Annotated in this window: 15 protein-coding genes; all 15 read right to left on the bottom strand. The window is 52.4% G+C overall.

The window, feature by feature from the left end; translation table 11 throughout:
* Positions 1-108 precede the first annotated feature (108 nt).
* The 15 genes from ACI77B_RS05990 to ACI77B_RS05920 all read right to left on the bottom strand — a co-directional run bounded on the left by ACI77B_RS05990 (position 109) and on the right by ACI77B_RS05920 (position 18377).
* Positions 109-981 carry a radical SAM protein gene (locus tag ACI77B_RS05990; protein ID WP_409335986.1) on the bottom strand — a complete coding sequence of 291 codons (873 nt, stop codon included), beginning with the start codon at positions 979-981 and terminating at the stop codon, positions 109-111.
* A gap of 174 nt (positions 982-1155) precedes the next feature.
* Complete coding sequence (argS, locus tag ACI77B_RS05985) at positions 1156-2874, bottom strand: arginine--tRNA ligase (RefSeq protein ID WP_409335985.1); 1719 nt, start codon at positions 2872-2874, stop codon at positions 1156-1158.
* Positions 2875-2895: 21 nt separating this feature from the next.
* Positions 2896-3327 carry a DUF523 domain-containing protein gene (locus ACI77B_RS05980; protein WP_409335984.1) on the bottom strand — a complete coding sequence of 144 codons (432 nt, stop codon included), beginning with the start codon at positions 3325-3327 and terminating at the stop codon, positions 2896-2898.
* Positions 3327-5717, bottom strand: coding sequence for an endonuclease MutS2 (locus ACI77B_RS05975; protein WP_409335983.1), 2391 nt, complete (start codon positions 5715-5717; stop codon positions 3327-3329). The genes ACI77B_RS05980 and ACI77B_RS05975 overlap by 1 nt, the downstream gene beginning before the upstream one ends.
* A 32-nt stretch (positions 5718-5749) precedes the next feature.
* On the bottom strand, positions 5750-6256 hold the full coding sequence (gene zapA / locus ACI77B_RS05970) for a cell division protein ZapA (protein WP_409335982.1): 507 nt from the start codon (positions 6254-6256) through the stop codon (positions 5750-5752).
* Positions 6257-6322: 66 nt separating this feature from the next.
* The gene (locus tag ACI77B_RS05965; RefSeq protein WP_409335981.1) at positions 6323-7105 is read right to left on the bottom strand and encodes a TrmH family RNA methyltransferase; all 783 of its coding nucleotides are present in this window, start codon (positions 7103-7105) and stop codon (positions 6323-6325) included.
* 110 nt (positions 7106-7215) lie between these two features.
* Positions 7216-8355: a cell division protein FtsZ gene (gene ftsZ / locus ACI77B_RS05960; protein ID WP_409335980.1), complete on the bottom strand. Its 1140-nt coding sequence runs from the start codon at positions 8353-8355 to the stop codon at positions 7216-7218.
* A 103-nt stretch (positions 8356-8458) separates the two neighbouring features.
* The gene (locus ACI77B_RS05955) at positions 8459-9490 is read right to left on the bottom strand and encodes a cell division protein FtsQ/DivIB (protein WP_409335979.1); all 1032 of its coding nucleotides are present in this window, start codon (positions 9488-9490) and stop codon (positions 8459-8461) included.
* 92 nt (positions 9491-9582) lie between these two features.
* Positions 9583-10689, bottom strand: coding sequence for an undecaprenyldiphospho-muramoylpentapeptide beta-N-acetylglucosaminyltransferase (gene murG, locus ACI77B_RS05950; RefSeq protein ID WP_409335978.1), 1107 nt, complete (start codon positions 10687-10689; stop codon positions 9583-9585).
* A gap of 30 nt (positions 10690-10719) precedes the next feature.
* Positions 10720-11982 carry a putative lipid II flippase FtsW gene (gene ftsW, locus ACI77B_RS05945; protein ID WP_409335977.1) on the bottom strand — a complete coding sequence of 421 codons (1263 nt, stop codon included), beginning with the start codon at positions 11980-11982 and terminating at the stop codon, positions 10720-10722.
* Positions 11982-13370, bottom strand: a complete 1389-nt coding sequence (murD, locus tag ACI77B_RS05940; protein ID WP_409335976.1) for a UDP-N-acetylmuramoyl-L-alanine--D-glutamate ligase — start codon at positions 13368-13370, stop codon at positions 11982-11984. Before murD ends, ftsW begins: the two co-directional genes overlap by 1 nt.
* Before the next feature lie 29 nt (positions 13371-13399).
* A complete protein-coding gene (gene mraY / locus ACI77B_RS05935; RefSeq protein ID WP_409335975.1) occupies positions 13400-14386 on the bottom strand; it encodes a phospho-N-acetylmuramoyl-pentapeptide-transferase in 987 nt (328 codons plus the stop codon).
* Between the two features lie 124 nt (positions 14387-14510).
* Entirely contained in the window at positions 14511-15890 is a 1380-nt protein-coding gene (locus tag ACI77B_RS05930) for a UDP-N-acetylmuramoyl-tripeptide--D-alanyl-D-alanine ligase (protein ID WP_409335974.1), read from the bottom strand.
* 80 nt (positions 15891-15970) lie between these two features.
* Complete coding sequence (locus tag ACI77B_RS05925) at positions 15971-17947, bottom strand: penicillin-binding transpeptidase domain-containing protein (protein ID WP_409335973.1); 1977 nt, start codon at positions 17945-17947, stop codon at positions 15971-15973.
* A gap of 103 nt (positions 17948-18050) precedes the next feature.
* The gene (locus ACI77B_RS05920) at positions 18051-18377 is read right to left on the bottom strand and encodes a cell division protein FtsL (protein WP_409335972.1); all 327 of its coding nucleotides are present in this window, start codon (positions 18375-18377) and stop codon (positions 18051-18053) included.
* Between the last annotated feature and the right edge of the window lie 18 nt (positions 18378-18395).

Here is an 18395-nt window from a genome sequence, read left to right as displayed (position 1 = left end):
GCCTGACGGCTTGAGCTCTGCGGCAGGCCTGACGGGGGACCTTCCTCTGCTCTGTCTGTGCGCAGTTAATAATAAATGTGCGCTTGCCAATCGCAGGAATAGGTCTCCCTACAGCATTCTCATATTCTCGCTCTTCAGCAGGCCGGCGTTGTGGGCGGCCTGGTCGAGTTCGGCCAGGAGGCGGTCTTTATCTTCTGGCAGGTTTCCGGCGAGGGAGAAGTAGTTGGACGCGTGGTTGCTGCGGAATACGCATGTTTTTGTCGGGTTCATGTTCTCCAGCATGAGGCGGGTTTCTGCGATGACCTGTTCCGGCTCCAGCAGTTTCATCTCGCCGCGTTCTACCTGCTGGGTCAGCGGGGCGCGCGGGTCCAGCATAAGGGTCAGGAGGGCGACATAGGATGCGTTCATCTCGCTGATCATGGTTCCGGTCTCAACGGCGTGCTCTCTCCAGCCTTCCTGCCCGGCAAGGCCGGAAATGAAAGTCACGGAGGCTTTGATTCCGCTGGCTTCGATCATGTGGACGGCGTCGATGAGTTCTGCGCGGGTAGACCCTTTATTAATGGCTTTCAGAACCTTATCACTTCCGGATTCTGCGCCGATGTAGATGATCTTTACGCCGTGCTCATGCAGTTCTTTCAATTCTTCCAGGGTCTTGTGACGGACATCGATGGCGTTTCCATAGACGTTGACCTGCTCGCATTCTGGGAAGAGCTCTTCGATCTTCTTCAGGATCACCAGGAGTTTCCGGTTGGAAAGGCAGAGGGCGTCGCCGTCGCAGAGGAAGATCCTCCTGATCCTGCGGTATCTTCTGCGGGCGTCTTCCAGGTCTTCGATGACTTCGTCCACATTGCGCACACGGAACTGCTTATCTTTATACATGCAGCAGAATGTACAGGTATTGTGGGAACAGCCGATGGTGACCTGGCAGAGCAGGCTCCATGCCTCACTCGGCGGTCTGTAAATATCTCCAACGTAACGCATTGCTTACTTCCTTTCCTTATTTCCCCGGACAAAAACCAGCCGGCAGGAAGACTCCCCCCTGCCGGGCAGCCCTGTTTCTTTCTTTGCAGGCTCTCTGCTTCTCCGGCAGCTTCCCGGCCTTTTATGCCTGTATACACAGCCGGAAGCCGGTTAAAACATATGAAGCAGGCGGAACTACATTCTCTCCGGTGCCTTGACACCCAGAAGCGCCAGACCGTTTGCGATCGCATTCTTTGCGGCTGCAGTCAGCGCCAGCTTTGCGGTCTTCTCGTCTTCATCCTCAACCAGGATGTGTTCATCGTGGTAGAACTTATTATAGGCCTGGGCGATGTCGATAATGTGACGGGTGACGATGGACGGCTCATATTTATCTGCGGCATCCTGCACGACGGACGGATACTGATAGAGGAGCTTGATCAGCTCGTATGCGGCGTCTCCGGTCAGATACTTGCTCTTTACCGGCTCGGAAAGGGCCTTCTTTACCATGTCCTCTCCGGCCTTGCGCAGTACGCTGGCGCAGCGGGCGTGGGTGTACTGGACATAAGGACCGGTCTCTCCGTCAAAGTTCAGGACCTGATCCCATTTGAAGACGTAGTCCTTGATTCTGCTGTTGGACAGCTCGTTGAACATGACGGCTCCGATACCGACTTCTTTTGCGACCTCAGCGATGGAGTCCGGATCCGCATTCGGGTTTTTCTCCTTGATGATTTCTTTTGTCTTCTCTACGGCCTTATTCAGCACGTCTTCCAGGAAGACAACGCGGCCTTTTCTGGTGGACAGGGTTCCTTCTTCCAGGGCAACCATGCCGAATGGAACGTGTACGCAGTCCTTGGCCCAGTCATAGCCCATGAGCTCCAGAACCTTGAAGAGCTGCTTGAAGTAGAGGGTCTGCTGGGAGGCAACGACGTAAATGTTCTTATAGAAATCGTAATGGTCTTTACGATATTCTGCGGTGGCCAGGTCTCTGGTGCAGTAGAGAGAGGTTCCGTCGGACTTGGTGATCAGTGCCGGCGGCAGGTCGTAGTCGGACAGGTCGACGACGTTGGCGCCCTGGGACTCCTGCAGCAGGCCCTTATCCTTCAGTTCCTGGATGACGCCCGGCATCATGTCGGAATACATGCTCTCGCCGTCGTAGGCGTCGAATTCGATGCCCATCATGTCGTAAACCTTGTTGAACTCGCGGAGAGAGAGGTCGGAGAACCACTTCCAGATGCGGATCTCGTCTTCTCCGCCATGCTCCAGCTTATAGAAGGTCTTGCGGGCCTCTTCATTCAGTTCCGGATCTTTCTCTGCTTCTACATGGAACTTGGTGTAGTAGCTCAGCAGGGTCTTGATCGGATCGCGCTCGATGTCCTCGTCATTTCCCCAGTGACGATAGGCGCAGATCATCTTTCCGAACTGGGTTCCGTAGTCGCCCAGATGGTTGGTTCTTACCACGTTATAGCCCAGAGCATCGTAAATTTTGTAAATGGAATTTCCGATCACGGTAGTTCTGATGTGGCCGATGTGGAACGGCTTGGCGATGTTCGGGGAGGAGAAGTCGATGACGATGGTCTTTCCCTTTCCTTCCTCGCTCTTTCCGTAGTGTTCCTTATCGAGGGCAGCCTGAAGGGCGATCTCTGCGACTTTTTCCTTATCCAGGAACATATTCATGTAGGCGTTTACCTGCTCGACTTTCTCGAACATCGGGTCGTCCTGCAGTTTCTCCGCGATGTCTTTTGCGATCAGCGGCGGTGCCTTGTGGTAAATTTTTGCCAGACGGAAGCACGGGAAGGCGTAGTCTCCCATTTTCTGATCCTGTGGAATTTCAAGGATCTGCATAATCTGTTCCAGTGTCAGATCACTCGCCTGCGCGGCAATGCGCTTTGCAATTTCTTCTTTAATGTTGACCATGTTCTGTTTCTCCTTTATCTCTTAAAGATCTTCTTCCGTCTTGACCGGGATTCCTTTTTCCCGGAGAAGCTGCGCAAAGCAGCCGTCTCCTTCTCTGGTTTTTCCGGTAAAGCTTCCGTCGTATACATTTCCATATCCGCAGGACGGGCTTCTGGCCTTCAGAATGGCGCCTTCCATCCTTTCTCCTGCTTCTTTCGCGGCATCTTCTGCCCGTTTCAGGGAACGCCTGGCCCCCTGCCGGAAATACTCCGTCCAGTCTTCTCCGGACTTGCTCATGACGCGGCTTCCCTGCCTCTCTGCAGGTTCCCGCGGGGCCTTCAGTCCGCCTTCTGTCTCCGGGCAGACGGCGATGCAGCCGTGCTCCTGCGCGAACTTGATAACGTCTTCATTTCTGTTGTTTCCGCCGTTGTACTTGCAGTTATGTCCAAGCAGGCAGGCACTGATGATATACATTATGATTCATCCTTCATCTTAACAATTGTGACGCCTTCGCCGCCTTCATTATAGGTTCCGGGGCGGATGGACGCAATATGGGGATTGCGTTTCAGCATCCTTCTGATTTCCTGTTTCAGGATGCCCTCGCCTCTGCCGTGAATGATGGTGACTTCCTTCAGACCGCTGATGTAGACGTCATCCATGTACTTCTCCACGTCCATTCTGGCGTCGTCCGCATTCTTTCCTCTCACATCGATGGACGTGGAGACGGACATCGTCTTTCTTCTTCTTATGTTGGAGGAGCTCCTGTGAGAAATCGTCTTTTTCTTATTCGCTTTGGCGGAGCCGTCGTTCAGCAGCACCAGATTGTTCAGCGGAACGGTCATTCTGGCAATGCCCAGCTGAACAACAACCTGGTCTTTTTCATCCGGCAGGGTCAGAAGATCGCCTTTCTGGTGCAGGGACAGGACTTCCACCCGGTCACCCACGGCCAGCTGGGACGCATCCACCGGATTGCTGTTGACTCTCTGGACGATGTGTTCCGCGTAGCGGTCTTCTTTCTTTTTCAGCTTGTGCTTGCTCTTTGCCAGCGCCTTATTCCGCTCGCCCAGGCTTTCCATTCTGGAGATCTTATTCAGGTCCTTCTGGACATCGTGGGCAGTGTCTCGGGCGTCTTTCAGAATCCGTCTGGCCTGTCTTCTGGCTTCCACCAGAATCTCGTCCTTCTCTTTCTCCAGACGCTTCTTTTCCTCTTCAAAGCGCTCTTTCTCTTCCTTCATGGAGGCGTAAATCTTATCCGCTTCCCGGCGTTCATCCTCGGCCTTGCGGCGGTCTTCATCGATGGCGGAAATGACGTCCTCAAACTCCAGATCTCCGGTCTCGATCATCCGGGAAGCACGGTCGATGATTTTCTTCGAAAGGCCCAGCTTCTTGGAAATTTCAAAGGCGTTGGACCGCCCCGGCACGCCGATCATCAGGCGGTAGGTCGGGCTCAGGGTCTCCACGTTGAACTCCATGGAGGCATTCTCCACGTCTTCACTGGACAGGGCGTATTTCTTCACCTCGTTGTAGTGGGTCGTCGCGGCGGTCGTGGCCTTTCTCTGCCGCAGCTCTTCCAGAACGGAAACGGCAAGGGCCGCGCCTTCCGTCGGGTCGGTTCCTCCGCCCAGCTCGTCCAGCAGGACCAGAGTTCTCTGGTCTGCTTTCTTGGTGATGAAGACGATGTTCTTCATGTGGGAGGAGAAGGTGGACAGGCTCTGCTCGATGCTCTGCTCGTCTCCGATGTCGGCAAAAATATACTGGTAAATCGGCAGCCGGCTCTCGGAAGATGCCGGGATGTGCAGGCCGCTCTGAGCCATCAGCTGAAGCAGGCCGATGGTCTTCAGGGTCAGGGTTTTTCCTCCGGTATTTGGTCCGGTGATCACCAGGGTGTGGTAGGAACCGCCCAGTTCCACGGAAACCGGAACGGCCTTCTCCTGGTCCAGCAGGGGATGACGGGCTTCTTTCAGAATCAGAGGTCCGCCCGGCTGGATCTGGGGCTCTGCCGCCTGCATTCTGCAGCTGAGTTTTCCCTTGGCCATCATGAAGTCCAGTTCCGCGATCAGCTCCTGATTATGCTGCAAGTCGATGCCGACCTCTCCCACGTGTTCAGAGAGATCTCTGAGGATTTTCTGGATTTCTTCCTGTTCGGAAAGCTCCAGTTCTTTCAGCTCATTATTCATGTCGATGATGACCTGCGGCTCGATGAAGAGGGTGGATCCGGCCTTGGACTGGTCATGGACGATTCCCGGGAATCTCGACTTATGCTCGCTCTTTACCGGGATGACGTATCTTCCGTCACGCATAGTGACGATAGAATCCCGCAGATAAGGCTGGTTGGAAGCGCTTCCGGCGATTTTCTCAAGCCGCCTTCTGATCTGTTCATTCACCAGCTGAATGTTCTTGCGGATCTGATAGAGTTCTCTGGATGCCCGGTCGGCAATTTCATCTTCCGACAGAATACAGCGGGAAATGTCGGATTCCAGCTGGGGATGAAGCCGGATCAGATCGACCAGTTCCTGGATATGCGGAAGCTCCGGAAGATCGCCCTTCATGAAGGTAACCACCTGCTGGGCGATTCGAAGGTCCGACTGGACCTGCAGAAGCTGGCGGGTCGTCAGCACGCCGCCCTTTCTGGCCAGGCTGACGGCATCGGAGATGTTGTACAGACTTTCCGTCGGCAGGGCTCCTTTACGCACAATAAGGTCAACCGCTTCTGTGGTTGACCTCAGTCCTTCTTCTATGTTCCGTCTGTCGCTGCCCGGTGTCAGATGTTCCGCCATGGCGCGCGAAAGCTCCGATCCGGTTTCTTCCATCAGCATGCCGATGATTTTATGATATTCCAGAATTTCAAGTACTCGTTTATTCATAGGCAGTGTCTTTCTGTGTATCTGAATTACTTTTATTTCTTGCTTTCATCGCTGTCGGAAGAGGACTTTCCGGTCAGGCCGCTCTGGTTCATCTTCTCCAGCTCACTCTTCAGCTGGATGTTTTCCATCTGAAGATCAAAAATCGAATTCTCGTACTCTGCGCACTTCTTTTCCAGATCGCGGCGCACCGTCTGCTCGTTCTGGCGCTCCGACTTCATCTTCTCCATCTGGTCCTTCGCCTTGACGTAGGAATCCTTTGCCTCGTCCATGGCCCGCAGATACTGCTTGCTGTCATTGACGGCCTTTTCCTTTTCCGTACGCAGACGGTCCATTCTGGACAGCAGGTCAAAATATTCTTCTGCAATATTCAGACAGGTCAGAGCCGGCACACCGCTGACAGTTCCTCCGCCCGCGACCTTGGAAATCAGCTTCATCTTCTCATCCACGTAAGATGCGATCTTTTCGATTTCCTCCGGCGTCTTGTCCCCGGTTATGCTGTACTCCTGTCCGAAGATCCTCACTTTTACACTGTCTGCCATACTGCATCCACCTTCATTACTATGTTCTCAGGGCCCTGCCCTGTAAACTCATCATTTCAATACTTCTTATTTCCCGCGCACGGCCTCATACATCAGAATGGCCGCGGCAATGCTGGCATTCAGAGATTCCAGCCCGCCCCGCATCGGGATCGTCACACGCACGTCCGCCGCGTCGAGGAATTTCCGTTCCACGCCGTTTCCTTCATTTCCTATAACAAGGGCTGTTTTCTCAGAAAGTCCGGCCTCATAATAGGGAAATTCACCGTGGACATCTGTCACAGCGATCTTCTTTCCCAGGCGGTGGGCCAGTTCCGCGGCGCTGTCCGCGCTGTCCTCAAACAGAAGCGGAAGCCGCAGAATCGATCCTGCCGCCGCGCGGACCGTTTTTGGCGCGTAGATATCCGCGGTCCCCTTTACGCAGACCACGGCCTCATATCCGGCGCCCTCCGCGGTACGGATAATCGTTCCGATGTTTCCGGGATCCTGGAGCTGGTCGAGGATGACGATGTTCCCGTCAGAACTTTCCAGACGCTCCATTTCCTCCTGGCTGATTTCTTTTTGACGGACGACGGCCAGAACGCCCATGCTGGTCTCGGTGTCGGAAATCTGCTGGAAGAGCTCCCGGCTGAAAATATAGGAAGCCTTGAAATTCCAGTCCTCCGCGTGTTTCGCGTAACGGGTCCCCTCGCAGAAAATCAGATCCTGCGCCATATCCGAGCGGACAGCCTCTGCGCAGAGATTGTCGCCCTCCGTCAGAAAGCGCTTCTCCTTCTGGCGGTGTTTCTTATGCAGAAGTTTCCGGCAGTCCCGGAAAACCGGATTATCCTTCGATGTGACATAAGTGACCATGGATTCCTCCTTCTGCACACTGATTCAGTAAACAATGAAGCCGGCAGAAACCGGCTTCACTCATTCTCTTCTGCCTGCGGACTTCTGCCGGATGGCTGATTTCCGCCGGTTTACTTGTTATTATTCAGGAAGGTCGGAATGTCGAACTTGGAATCCACCGGGTTCTCACTGCGGGTGCTCTGGAAAATGTCATCCAGAGTGACTTCCTTGCCGCGCAGACCGTTGTCTGTCATTACGGTTCTGCGGTTGTTCATTCCCTTAGGCGCAGTAAAGCTGTCCGGTCCGTCTTCCAGTCCGGAGCTTCCGAATCCGGTTGCAATCACCGTAATGGAAACCTCGTCCTTCATTTCCTCGGTTACGGATGCACCGAAGATCAGGATTGCATCGTCTGCCGCCTGCTCCTCGACCTGGCTTGCGATTTCGTTGACCTCCATCATGCCCAGATCGTAGCCGCCTGCAACGTAGAGCAGGATTGCCTTGGCACCGTCGATTCTGGTCTCCAGCAGCGGACTCTCGATGGCTGCCTGAACCGCATCCTTGGCGCGGTTCTCGCCCTTGCCCTTGCCGACTCCCATGTGTGCGATTCCGCGGTCGGTCATGACCGATCTTACATCCGCGAAATCCACATTGATCAGCGCATCCTCGGAAATCAGATCGGAGATTCCCTGAACACCCTGACGCAGGACATCGTCTGCCATCGCAAATGCCTGAAGCAGGGAGGTATCTTTCTCACTGTTCTCAATCAGCTTGTCATTCGGAACGACAACCAGAGAATCGACGTACTTCTTCAGGAACTGCAGACCTTTCTCTGCCTGCTGCATTCTCTTGCGTCCCTCAAAAGTAAACGGCTTGGTGACCACGCCGACCGTCAGGATTCCCATGTCCTTCGCAGCCTTGGCGATGATCGGAGCCGCACCGGTTCCTGTTCCGCCGCCCATTCCGGCTGTGATAAAGACCATGTCGCTTCCCTTGATCAGCTGCACGATATCATCGAGCGTCTCTTCCGCAGAATGCTGGCCGATCTCCGGGTTTCCGCCGGCGCCCAGTCCCTTGGTCAGTTTTTCACCAATCTGCACCTTCGTTTCCGCATTGCTCTTCTTCAGTGCCTGCTGGTCTGTATTAACGGCTATATAGTCAACTCCGCCGAGCCCGGTTTCAATCATGCGGTTCACCGCATTACATCCGCCGCCGCCGACTCCGATTACTTTCAGAACAGCTGACGTATCCTGTTCATTTTCAAATTGCAACATCCCCACTGCCTCCTTGGATACATAGTATGTTTTATTCTACCATATAATTTAGTGTTTTGCATTATCATTATCTATTGAATACACACGTTTCTGCCCGTTTACATTATGATACTGACGGCGAGAAATACATGTAATCCGCTTTTCCTATACTGATCGTGCCTCTGTAAATTTTACTCTTGAAAAGTTTATTCACGACCTTCTGCAGATTTCCGTCCGCAACCGCCTTTTTCAGCTGCGAGGCGCTGCATTTTACCAGAAGTGTTCTGGTGATGTACGCTTTCACGATAACGCCAGACATATCGATCTCCCGGAAATAAAAATCGCCTTTCTGCGTCTCCGCAATCATATCCAGCATATACTGCAGGGTTCCGCTCTGCTCCGCCCGCACTCGCTTTCCCAGCGTGATCCGGCTGAGCTTCAGGCCCTTCAGAATCGTGATGTCCGGGTTGACACTGGTGATTCTCAGCACCCGTCCCTTTCCGTCAATTACGATATACTGATCGCCGTACTTGATGGCCGCCACCTGTTTTCTTTCCTTCACCCGGATAACCAGGGTCGACGGCAGATGGAAGCGGAATTTCACCTCCGTAAAGTACGGATTCTGCAGCAGCCTGTCCTTCATCTGCCTGTATCCGCTCAGCGCGAACAGGCTCTCACCCTTCTGCGCATCCGCGATATTGATCACTTCACTGTCTGAGTAATAGTGATTTCCCTGAACGTCGATGTTTTTGACGTTGAATACAGGCGACAAAAGGAAGGCGGCAAGGCCCAGCGCAAGAGCGATGACGATCAGGATGTCCAGCAGGATATGCTTTTTCCTGTGCTTTTTCTTTTTTCTCGGCACTTTGTGAAATCCCAGATCCTCCGGACTCCGCGCCTCTAGATCTGCATCCCTGTTGTTTTCTTCCGCAGAGGGCTCCACCATGTCCTGGCCACTCCTTCCGGAGTAATCCGAAGCGCTGTTTTCCTCCGCGCCGGCCCCGCGATTTCTGAAGAAATTCAGGGCTTCATCCGGAGAAGGAGAATCCTTCTTTTCCTCTCCTGTTCCCCAGTCAAAGTCAACGTGAACAGAATTCCGGCTCGTCGGATAGCGCTGCTGCGTATCGTCTATTTTTTTCTGTTCACGATCGTCCATATTCTGCCCCCTCCTTGAATATCTTTATCGCAATCACAGAAGCTTTCCGGCAGAAGCAGAATGGAATCCCGGGTCAGATCCCTAACCCTGCGCTATCTGGCATCCAGATCACTTCTGATCACCTGATAGATTCTCTCTGTGGCATTCTTCGGCGCACATTTCTCTGCTGCCTGCTCCATTGCCCGGAGTTCTTCCGGATGTTCCTGCAGATGATAAATCTCCTGCATGACTTTATTCATTGTAAAATCTTTTTCTTCAATCAGGATCGCACCGCCCTTGTCGGAAACCGATCTGGCATTGAAGTACTGGTGGTTGCCCGGAACATTCGGAGACGGCACCAGAATGGACGCGCGTCCGGTTACGCAGGTCTCTGCCACGGAAAGTGCTCCCGCGCGGCTGATGACCAGGTCGCTTGCTCCGAGGTAATTTTCCATATCATTGATGTAATCCATGATGCGGATGTTATCCTGCAGCTGAACTCCGTCTTCTTTAATCTGGTCCTGCACCCAGCCGTAATGCAGGGTGCCGGTTCCGAACAGAAGAACGATATTTTTCTTTCCGTTCAGCTGCTTCATGACTTCGTACATAACCCGGGTCATCTGGTTGGCTCCCTGGCTTCCCGCGAAGGAGAAAATGACAAAGTCATCCGGGCTCAGTCCCAGGTTCTTTCTGCAGACGGCACGGTCAACATTAAAGAACCTGTCGCGTACAGGATTTCCGACAACCGTGTGTTTCTGCGGCTGTTTGAAATACCGTGAGGCATCGCCGAATCCCAGAAATACGCGGGTGACGTAGCGTTCCAGAAAACGGTTCGCAACTCCCGGGAAAGCGTTCTGCTCGTGGATATACACTTTACATCCATAGCGGTGTGCCGCGTGGATAACCGGCACACAGACGAATCCGCCGGTTCCGACCACCGCGTCCGGTCTGAATTTTTTCATGATCCTGAGCGACTGATTTGATCCGTGAAGGGTCACCGCTGACGTTTTTATGACTCCCAGCGGCGTCTTCTCAAACCAGCGCGCGGCAACCAGCTCCATGTCATATCCGGTTTTCGGCACAATTTCCGTTTCCAGTCCGACATGATTTCCGATGTAGAGGACTTTCGATCCCGGTTCCTGTTTACAGATTTCATCTGCAATCGCAAGGGCCGGATAAATGTGTCCTCCGCTGCCTCCACCAGTGATGATTAATCTCATTTAAATTATTTCTCCTTCAACATTACGACGTTATGACTGTGCAGCTCTGCGGCGGCGCACAGATCGTTTATTTCTCTTGCTTTTTCTTTTTGTCCTGCGGACTTCTTCTGTATCTTCCCGGACGATCTCGCCTCCGCCGGATATCTGCCTGGAAATATTCAGCGTAATTCCCATTCCGCCCATGAAAATCCAGAGTGAATTTCCTCCGTAGCTGATAAAGGGAAGCGCAACTCCGGTCGGCGGCATCGAGGATGTGACGACCGCCACATTCAGGATAACCTGCACACCGATCATGATTCCGAATCCTGCCGCAAGGAGCATTCCCATCCGGTCAGGTGCCCTCATGGAAATGACCAGGCAGCGCCAGACCAGAAGCAGGAAGACGCAGAGCAGAAACAGGACACCGATGAATCCAAGCTCCTCTCCGATAATGGAAAGGATGAAATCGTTCTGCGGTTCCGGCAGATAGAGGTTTTTCTGGATGCTGCGTCCCAGGCCCAGGCCCTTCAGACCGCCGGTTCCCAGTGCCAGAAGAGACTGAACGACCTGATAGCCGTCTCCCTTCGCGTCTGCGAACGGGTTCATGAAACTGGTGATACGTCTGGCCCAGTAGGCGCTGCTTCCGCTCAGGAACTCCCTCGCGGATACGACGAACGCTGCACCGCCGACAGAAACGACCGCTGCTAAAACGATCCAGAAGCGGTTCAGTCCGGCTACCACCATCATCAGAAACACAATGCCTGCCAGGGTAATCGCTGTAGACAGGTTCGGCTGTTTTACAATCAGGCCGCAGAACACCGCCACAACCGCTGCCATCGGAAGCACACCCTGTGTAAAGGATTTGATCCTCTTTGTGTTCGCGGAATAGTAGGCCGCGACATAGACGATAATCGCTCCCTTGGCAAGTTCTCCCGGCATAATACTGAGCGGGCCGATGTAAATCCATCTCGTCGCGCCGTTTACATTCGTTCCCAGAGGCGTCAGAACCAGCAGCAGCAGCACCAGACTGCCCAGAAGGATCCAGATGGATGCCCGGCGCCAGAAATGGTAATCCAGTTTGGAAAAGGCATACATCAGACCGAATCCGATCAGTGCCCAGACGGTCTGCTTTTTCAGATATCCGTACGGCGAACCGGTATTATTCAGGGAATAATAGTAACTTGCGCTGAACACCATAACCACGCCGAAAATGACCAGTGCGATTGTAAGGAAAATGATGCCGAAATCGCTGTCTCCCAGCTTACGCTTCAGAAAGGGACGTATTCTCCATCTTTTCAGCAGTTTCTTCACCATTAACTCTCAAGTCTCCTTACACAGTCCTTGAAATGATCGCCTCTCTGCTCATAGTTGTCATACATATCCCAGCTTGCGCAGGCAGGGGAAAGAAGAACGGTATCGCCAGGCTCTGCCATCTCAAAGGCCTTCTTTACGCAGTCATCCATGTCTTTACACTCTGTAAATGCGCTGAATCCGGTCTTTTCTGCGGACTCTCTGATGAAGTGCGCGTCTCTTCCCAGGAGCATGACATGCTTGACTCTGCCCTTGAAATACTTTACGAACTCATCGAAATTCTGTCCCTTTGCGTCTCCTCCGGCAATCAGAATAATGTTCTTTCCGACTGCCTTGATCGCGATTTCCGAAGCGTCCGTATTGGTTCCCTTCGAATCGTTATAATAGTCGACACCCTGAATCTTTCCGCAGTACTCCAGACGGTGCTCGACGCCGCCGAATGCGCGGATCGCATCTCCGATGGTCTTCTCATCGATTCCCGCACAGTAAGAAACGGCTGCTGCGGCGAGGGCGTTCTGAATGTTGTGGTCGCCGATGATTTTCATTTCATCTGCGCCGAGGAAGTCGACAATCGTTCCGTCCTCTTTCTTCAGAACCAGTCGGCCGTTCTGAACGAAGGCACCGTAATCCAGCTGCTGTGTGGAACTGAACGGAACAACCTTTGCCCTGCTCTGCTCCATGAGCTTTCTGCAGATCGGGTCATCCATATTGGTGACGAAATAATCATTCTCGGTCTGGTTGGCGAAAATATTGGATTTCGCGGCAATGTAGGCGCCCATGGTATGATGGCGGTTCATATGGTCCGGGGAGACGTTCAGGATTGCGGAAACAACCGGCTTGAAGTAGCGGGTGGTCTCCAGCTGGAAGCTGCTGGCCTCGGTAACCATCCAGTCGTCTTCCTTTGACTTCTCCGAAGCCGCGATGACTGCATTTCCGATATTTCCTACGACGTAGGTGGTTCTTCCGGCTCTCTTGAAAATTTCTCCCGTCAGCGTCGTTGTGGTTGTCTTTCCGTTCGTGCCTGTGATGGCGACAAAGCGGCCCTTCGCGACTCTGTAGGCGATCTCCAGCTCACCGGTCACCTCTACGCCGGCATCCTTTGCCGCCTGAATGAACGGAAGCTCCGGGCTTACGCCTGGACTTAAAATCAGCATATCGAACTGAGTCATGTCTTCCGGTGTTTCCCCGAGATAGAACTTTACGCCCTGATCCTCAAACATGCTGAGAAGGCCCGTGTCGATTTCTTCTCTCTTCTTGGAATCCTGAATGCTTACTTTTGCCTTGAGATGTATCATCGCCTGTGCTGCGGCGATGCCGGATTTACCAAGGCCGACAATCAGAACGTTTTTTCTTGCTATATTTGCTTTGTTCGATAATTCCTCGTTCAACATTGATTTCTCCCCCCTTGAGATACGGAAGCCTAGCCGATTCTCATAATTCCATAGGCAATGACACAGCAGATCAGCGCAATTGCCCAGAACATGTGCACAACACTCGTTTCCTTCATTCCGCCGAGCTCGAAGTGATGATGGATCGGCGACATGCGGAACACACGCTTTCCTCTGGTTTTAAAAGATACAACCTGAATAATTACGGATGCAGATTCCATAACGAATACGAATCCGGCGAATGGAATCAGCAGTTCCGCCTTGGTCAGCAGAACCGCGCCTGTAAGTCCGGCGCCCAGTGCCAGTGAACCCGTATCACCCATGAAGATCTTGGCAGGATGGTGGTTGAAGACCAGGAATCCGCCGCATGCGCCCGCCATTGCCAGGCAGTAGATCTCTGTCGTCGGCGACAAAAAGTGATGTCCGACAATGACAAAGAACAAGGAGACAATGGCTGTGACTCCGCCGCACAGTCCGTCCAGTCCGTCGGTCAGGTTGACGCTGTTGGTCATGGCGACCATAACAAAAATGACGAACGGGATGTACCAGATGCCGAAGGCGACATCTCTGTTGATGAACGGAATCCAGACATTGGTTCCCTGATTGGTAAATTTCATAATGTACACACAGAGCAGAATGGAAAAGAGAATCTGCAGTGCGAGTTTCTGCCAGGCACGAAGTCCCAGATTGTGTTTCTCCGCAACCTTGATAAAGTCATCCAGAAATCCGATCAGTCCGAAGAAGAAGCCGAAGGCAACAACGGCCAGCATGCTTTTCAGGCTGTCCAGCTCAAGTGCGCCGAAAACCAGGGAAGTGACAATGATGGACGCATAAATGGCCACACCTCCCATGGTCGGTGTTCCGGCCTTTTTCTGATGGGACTTCGGTCCCTCTTCACGGATGTACTGTCTCAGCTGTCTCTTTTTCAGGAACGGAATTTCCAGCCCCGTAAACAGTACGGACAGCAGGAATCCCGCTGCGAATACGCATAGATATATGATTGGACGCAGTAAATGCATAATGTTCCCCCTCTGTGTCACGACTTCATTGGATAATGTCCGGCCTTCAGAATTCTTAAATTCCGTCCGGGCGCCTGTTTTCAGAATCACGGAGACTGACTTTCCCGCAGCTCCGTTTTCCGGATTATTTCATCTCCAGAATCTTATCTGCAGTTTCAGAAAGATGCATGGAATTGGATGCCTTCAGCAGAATGGCATCACCGTCCTTCAGCAGATCCGGAAGAGCCGCTTCCAGCTTCTCCTTATCCGGGAACCACTTCACGTTTTTCAATCCATTTTCTTCTGCCGCCTCCGCGATGTTCTTCGCAAGATCACCTGCGGTGAGAAGAAGATCGACCTTCTTCTCTGCTGCATACAGGCCGACCTCCCGGTGGCCTTTAACGGCTTCATCACCAAGTTCATACATCTCGCCCAGTATGGCTGCATGACGGTCCGCCTCTGTGTTCATCAGCGTGTCAATCGCGGATTTCATAGAAACCGGCGCGGCATTGTAAGTATCGTCAATGACGGTAAACCGGCCGTTCTTTTCAAACTTCAGACGTTTTCCAGTGAGGTCCTGCAGTTTCTCAAGGCCTTTCTTTGCGTCTTCCAGTGTGCAGCCGAAGGTTGAGGCCGCCGCGCAGGCAAGTGCCGCGTTGATGGCATTATGTGTTCCGTTGACAGCGAGATGAATTTCTACGGAATCATCTCCGTGATGCAGGCAGAAGCTGATTCCTTCTCCGCCTTTTTCCTCGATCTGGTCAACATAAAAATCCTGGCGGTCTGTCTTTCCGACGGTAATCACTTTATAGTCTCCGTGGATTCCCGTTCTGTCCAGCATATCGCAGTCCTCATTGATGACCAGCGTATTTTCCGGGCCGAAGAAATCCGTAATTTCCATCTTGGCCCTGCGGATGTTTTCTCTGGTTTTCAGATACTCAATATGCTGAATGCCGATATTGGTGATCACTGCGGTATCCGGACGCACGATTTTGGAGATGTCGTGGATCTCACCTCTTGCGACCATTCCTTCCTCCAGAACAGCAACATCCATACTGGAATCCAGGCCAAAAATGGCAAGCGGCGTCCCAATGGTGCTGTTCAGGTTTTTCTGCGCCCTGCCGGTCTTAAACCGTTCGGAGCAGATGGCCGCCGTCATGTCCCGGGTTGAAGTTTTTCCCACACTGCCTGTGATTCCGATCCGCTTTACCTGAATACGGTCGAGGTAATATGCGGCAAGGTCCTGCGATGCCTGCACAGAGTCTTCCACCAAAATGACCGACGGTCCGCTGACTCCTTCCGCAGCTTCTTTTTTCATGGTGAAAACAGCGGCGGCTCCTTTTTCCGCAACCTGTGGAATGTACTTATGTCCGTCTGTCCGCTCTCCGATGATCGGAATGAACAGATCGCCCCTCTTCAGCTCTCTGGAATCCGCACTGACTCCCGTGATGAAACCCTCAGAAGGTCCTGCGATCAGTTCTCCGTGTGTCGCGTCTATAATTTCTTTTATGGAAATATTATCCATTCTCCTGCCTTTCCTGCGCTTCTGCGCCTTTTTCCTGTATATCTGTTCCCGGCAGACTGATCCTGCCCGGGTATTACCGGCTACTCACGGTAGATATATACGGTCGTGCCGCGCTTGACGACTTTTCCGGCCTTCGGGTACTGCGCCTTAACCGTGAACTTTCCGCTTCCGGACGGAGATTCCTTGACCTTCAGGCCGAGCTTCTCCAGCTTTGCCTCTGCCTTCACGGAAGACATGCCTGTGACGTCCGGAATCGTGGAAATCGACGAACTCAGGCTCTTCTTTTCCGAAGATGTATAATGCGGCGCAATCTCCTTATACTGCAGGGCCTTCTTTAAAAAGGCCTTTGCAATCGGTCCTGCTGTCTGCGCGCCGTAATGGACCCCCTTCGGGCTGTCCACAACAACCAGAACGGCAAGCTTCGGATTATTCATCGGCGCCATTCCGATAAAGGAAGAATAGGTATCGCTTGAATATCCGCCGTTCTCCGCCTTGTTTGCGGTTCCCGTTTTTCCGCCGATGCTGTATCCGGCAATCTTGACAGTCGTTCCGCTTCCTTTATTCACTTCGTACTCCATGATTTTACACATTTCCGAAGCTGTTTTCTTTGACATGACCTGGCGGACTTTCTTTACCGGGAAGGTTTTTACCGTCTTTCCGCTGGAATCTGTCATTTTCTTTACAATTCTCGGCTTCATCAGCACGCCGTTATTTCCGATGGAGGAAATCGCGGTGATCAGCTGAAGCGGGGTGACGGCAATTCCCTGGCCGTATGCCATGGTTGCCAGATCCACCTTGCTGATTTTATTTTTGTCCTTGATCATCGCGGATGTCTCTGCCGGAAGATCCACATGGGTCTTATCGGTGATGCCGAACAGGTGGAGATAGTTATAGTACTTGTCTTTTCCGAGCTTCAGCGCAAGCTGGACCTGAACCGGATTGCAGGAGTTTCCAACCGCGGAGGTCAGTGTCTCTGAACCGTGTCCGGCTTTCTGCCAGCAGTACAGGGTCGTGCCCGCAACCCTTGTATAGCCACTGCAGTAGAATTTCGTGTTCGGAGTCGCATTTCCCTCTTCCAGGGCCGCCGTTGTATTGATCAGCTTGAAGGTGGAACCCGGCTCATACAGATCACTGACGATCGGATTTTTCCACATGGCGCTTAAATACTTTGACTGCTGCTTGGAAGACATCTTGTTGAACTTCTTCTGGGCAGAAGCGGAAGACGGCTCCATGGCATCGTTCGGATTGAAGGACGGCGTTGTCACCATGGCCAGAATATCTCCGGTTTTCGGATTCATGACGATGCACATGATTTTCTTGGCCTGTGTCTTCTTCATTCCTGCCGCAACGGCATTCGTGGCATAATGCTGAAGAACCTCATCGATGGTCAGCGTCAGGTTGTAGCCGTTTCTCGCGCCGTAAATTCTGTTCTTTCCGAAGGCAAGCGTATTTCCGTTGATATCAGTTTCCTTAATGGAGCGGCCGTTGATTCCGGCAAGCTCATTATTAAACTCCAGCTCGATCCCGCTTCTTCCGGTATTGCTGGAGCTTACACTTCCAATCAGTTTCGCCGCCGAACTTCCGAGAGGGTAGTATCTCTTCGTTGTTCTGGCCGTTTCCAGTCCGGTAATCTTCAGTTTCTGGATCCGTGTACTGGTTTTCCGGGTTACGTACGGGGATACCAGGCATAGGCTTTTATTCGAGGTCAGTCTGCTCTTTACGGCAGATGCCTTCATGTTTAAAATCACCGCAAGTCTTCTGCTGAGTTCCGTGATCTTCTCTGATGAATAGGTGCTCTTCAGCTGAGCAGGACGTGCCCATACCGCATAGCAGTTTGCGCTGCTTGCCAGAACCTTGCCGTTGGTATCGTAAATCGATCCGCGCTTAGACTGAACAGGAAGGTCGCTGGTCTGCTGACTGATTGCCTTTTCACGGTATTCATCAGCGTGCACGATCTGAATCCATGCTGTCCGAAACAGCATGATCAGCATCATCACTGCCAGAAACACAAAAACCCAGACCAGTCTTCTTTTATTTTCTGCTGAGATATTCCTCATTCGATATGTATTACCCCTATCTGCACTTCCGTATGAATGAAAACTGCCGGACAGCCTGGATGATAGTCAGTTGTCCGGCACGCTTGCTTCATCGAATCATGATTTACTGATATGCCTGCTCGCGGATGACCGCCGCAAAATTCTGTGCTGGTTTATCTTTCGATGTGATGTAAATCCGCTGGTCGGAAGTCGGATAGACCATTCCGAACTTCTGCTTTGCAACGCTCTCGATGTGATCCACGCTGTTGCTGGTTTTGATCTTCACGCTCAGCGTGTCCACTTCTCCCTGAAGTGCCTCGTTTTTCGTGATCAGCGTGTTGTTCTCGCTTCTGATTTCAGATGCAAACGCTGTGAGCACAACCAGAACGATAAGCATAAGTCCGATAATGACCATCGCGATAATAACTCTTTTCTTCTCCCGGCTTTTCATCAATCATCTCTCCAAATT

It is taken from the genome of Eubacterium sp. F2, from assembly GCF_046244355.1.
In the GTDB taxonomy this organism is placed as follows: Bacteria; Bacillota; Clostridia; order Peptostreptococcales; family Anaerovoracaceae; genus Aminicella.
The sequence above is the reverse complement of the archived record's forward strand: the minus strand, read 5'-3'. Positions and strand labels throughout refer to the sequence as shown.